Here is a 3,629-nt window from a genome sequence, read left to right on the forward strand (position 1 = left end):
CAAGCGGAACGAGCTGAATATTTAATGGCGGATCGTGGGTATGATGGGAAACCATTGATTGATAAAATTGAACGACGTTCAATTACTGCAATTATTGATAATCGTCATATGTGGAAAGATGGCGAACGCACTCGTCAATATAAAGAAACAGATTTAATCTATGATGAAGATGGCCGTGTATTTTTTATTGATGATTGTGGAAAGTCTATTCCTTTGATTTATGGTATGTTTTTCTCTATTCCAGCTAAAAACCTAAAGGATTCCATTCAGCACCTTTATACAGAATATTTCGGTTAAAAATAGAACTCCCCTATCTCAAAAAGATAGAGGAGTTTTTTTAATCTTTATAAAATACATTGACTTGTTCATGTGAGCAAGAACTGACTTGACTCAGTTGCTCTAAAATTTGATCGGCCTTCTCTTCTGGGCACAAGGTCAGTAATGTAGGCCCGGCGCCACTAATTACGGTGGCATAGGCTCCATTTTTTAAGGTAATGTCTTTTATTTCCTTGTGTTCAGCAATTAATGGACTGCGATAAGGTTCATGAAATTGATCATCCATCATCAATTCCCCCATCAGTGTATAGTCTTGATTCGCCATTGCAAGAAGCATGACATTATTCTTCGCATTTTGACTGACGGCTGTTTGGCGATTATAACTTTCCGGTAAGGCAGCACGGGCTTCTTCGGTCATGATTTCATAAGAAGGAACGGAGACTATCAAAGAAATTCCCTCTAAACGCATTGTGTAGTAGGCCATTTTCTCTTCTTCATAAAAACCAACAAAAACGCCACCTGTCAGGCAAGGGCCAATATTATCCGGATGTTTTTCAACAGCTGTCCCAATGCGTACTTTATCATCCGTCGATAAGTTTAAGTCTAAGTAATGGTTGGCTAATTCTATTCCGGCGACAAGGGCACTTGAAGAGCTTCCCAACCCGTGTGCCAAAGGAATCTCACTATCCATATCGATTTCTAAGCGAGGCATCTCTTTGCCATATTCCTTGGCCACATATTGGGCCATTTCAACGACCATATTCTTTTCGCCAGACGGTAAGACTTCCAATGACTTCTTTTTAAAGTGGAATTGCCAGTCATCCGCTGGTCGCGCAGTAACCGTTAAAAACTTGTCGACGGCTACACCAATCGAATCAAAACCCAATCCTAAATTCGCGCTCGTTGCTGGGATTTTAAAGGTCTTCTCACTCATAGGCAACTAAGCTTTCTATATACTGAATGACTTTCTCTTGGTCATTGGGGAACTTTTTCGTTTTCTCGAGCGAGACTTGAATGGCTGTATCCGAATCCTTTAAGCCATTTCCCGTTAAAACAGAAACGACGCGAGAACCCTTTGGAATATCGCCATTTTCAAGCGATCGAATTAACCCCGCAATACTGGCAGCGGATCCTGGTTCTGCAAAAATGCCTTCTTCACTTGCGATGTATTGGTAGGCGGTAATAATTTCCTCATCAGAGACTGAAGCAATTAATCCACCCGATGAATCTCGAGCATCTACGGCTAAATCCCAACTTGCCGGATTTCCGATGCGAATGGCTGTAGCAATCGTTTCCGGCTGGTCAATCACTTTGTCTTGAGTAATCGCCGCTGCACCTTCCGCTTCAAACCCATAGATTTTAGGCAATTGAGAGCCTTTTTTCTCATGGTAAGCTTTGAATCCCTTCCAGTAGGCAGAAATATTTCCTGCGTTTCCAACTGGAATCGTTAAGTAATCCGGCGCATCGCCCAAATCCTCAATAATTTCAAAAGCAGCTGTTTGCTGACCGGCTACACGATAGGGATTCACGGAATTGACTAATTGAATCCCTTCAGATTCTTCCGCCACTTTTTGAACCATCACTAATGCATCATCAAAATTTCCTTCAATTTCAATAATTTCAGACCCATACATCATCGCCTGCGCGAGTTTTCCAATAGCTACTTTGCCTTCGGGAATAATCACAATCGACTTAAGCCCTGCTCTGGTTGCGTAAGCAGCAGCGGATGCCGAAGTGTTTCCAGTGGATGCGCAAATAACCGTATGTGCCCCTTCTTCTTTGGCTTTAGCAACCGCCAAAACCATGCCGCGATCTTTAAAAGAGCCGGTTGGATTCAGCCCATCAAACTTTGCATACGCCTCTACCTCATACTGGTCACTTAATTTATTCAGACGAATAAGCGGTGTATTGCCTTCATTCAATGTAATATTTGGTGTATGTTCAGTGACCGGTAAATCTTCTTTAAACGTTTCTAATAAACCTTCCCATTTCACCATATTATTTTCCCTCTCTTGTGATTCGGTAAATTGCCCCGACCTCTGCTTTTTCTAACAAGACCTCTTTTTCTTCATTATTCAAGGGCACAGTCTGAACAGCAAATGCATGGTTCCCTTCAAATGCTTCATATAAAATATTCAATTCATCTAGCACTTTTTTCGCTTGATCTGCTGAATCATTGAATCGGACATAGTAAGGATGTTCAGTGAATGTATCTGTAATTTTCGCTTCTTCATTTGGTGTAAGGTTTCCTTTGTACCCAAACTGCGCAATTTCAATAATGTCAGCGACAATGGCAGACGCTGTCTCTAAACTACCTGCCCCTGGTCCGTAAAACATCGTTTCTCCAACCGCATTTCCATTCACAAAGACCGCGTTCATTGCATCATGAACGGCAGCCAGTTGATGATTTTCTGGTAAGAAAGTAGGTTGCACACTGATTTCTAAGTGCTCTCCGTCAAATTCGCTTAATCCTAAAAGCTTCATCACATAGCCATGTTGTAAACCAATGTCAATATCTTCAACGGCAACCTCACGAATACCCTGTACTGGCACTTCTTCGATAGTGAGTCTTCGGTTATACGCTAGACGCGATAGCAAAGTAATTTTACGCTGGGCATCAAACCCATCGACATCATTGGTTGGATCTGCCTCAGCGTAGCCTTTTTGACTCGCTTCTTCTAAGGCTTGGTCAAAATCCATCCCTTCTTGTGTCATCTTCGTTAAAATATAATTCGTTGTTCCATTCAGTATACCAAGCACACGCGATAATTTATTCGCTCTTAAAGTATAAAGTAAGTTATGAATAATTGGGACACCACCTGCGGATGTCGCTTCATAGGATAACTGGACTTGATTCTCGTTTGCGATCTCTGCAAGTTCATCAATATGCAAAGCCAGCATATCCTTGTTGGCACTCACCACATGCACACCCTTGTTTAATAATTTCTTATGTACATCATACGTAAACTCAATGCCCCCTAATACTTCCACGGCCACATCAAATTCCTCATCTAATAACGCATCAATGGTTTTTACATGTTTGATTTCTGATAAATCACAATTGTGAAGATTCAAAAGGGTTTCCCCGAAAACGTGGGTGACTTCCATCGGTTCTCCAATTTGCTCATGAATATGGGTTTGATTTTCTTGAATCACTTTCAATACACCACTACCGACAGTTCCTAAACCTAATATTGCCACTTTCATTCTAATACCCTCCTGAAAAATATGGTTACTGTCAAATTTTTTTGTTCTTAAAGGTCTATAACCGTTGTTCTATCAAGGAAAAGACAAAAAACACTTGCCCCTCCCTCATTTATCGGTAAAATAGTAGGTATCCGACTACCAAACTA

3 protein-coding genes and 1 pseudogene are annotated in these 3,629 nt (G+C 41.2%); 1 reads left to right on the plus strand and 3 read right to left on the minus strand.

Annotation, left to right across the window (positions count from 1 at the left end; translation table 11 throughout):
• A pseudogene (locus tag ACYQ4S_RS11190) lies at positions 1 to 297 on the plus strand (hypothetical protein); the annotation flags it as partial.
• Positions 298 to 337: 40 nt separating this feature from the next.
• Here the strand turns inward: ACYQ4S_RS11190 and thrB are convergent.
• The 3 genes from thrB to ACYQ4S_RS11205 are packed head-to-tail and all read right to left on the minus strand — an operon-like array spanning position 338 to position 3,483.
• Entirely contained in the window at positions 338 to 1,210 is an 873-nt protein-coding gene (gene thrB / locus ACYQ4S_RS11195) for a homoserine kinase (protein WP_459771195.1), read from the minus strand.
• Entirely contained in the window at positions 1,203 to 2,273 is a 1,071-nt protein-coding gene (gene thrC, locus ACYQ4S_RS11200) for a threonine synthase (RefSeq protein WP_459771197.1), read from the minus strand. The genes thrB and thrC overlap by 8 nt, the downstream gene beginning before the upstream one ends.
• Before the next feature lies 1 nt (position 2,274).
• Positions 2,275 to 3,483, minus strand: coding sequence for a homoserine dehydrogenase (locus ACYQ4S_RS11205; protein WP_459771199.1), 1,209 nt, complete (start codon positions 3,481 to 3,483; stop codon positions 2,275 to 2,277).
• Between the last annotated feature and the right edge of the window lie 146 nt (positions 3,484 to 3,629).

Source organism: Alkalibacterium sp. s-m-28 (genome assembly GCF_054658175.1).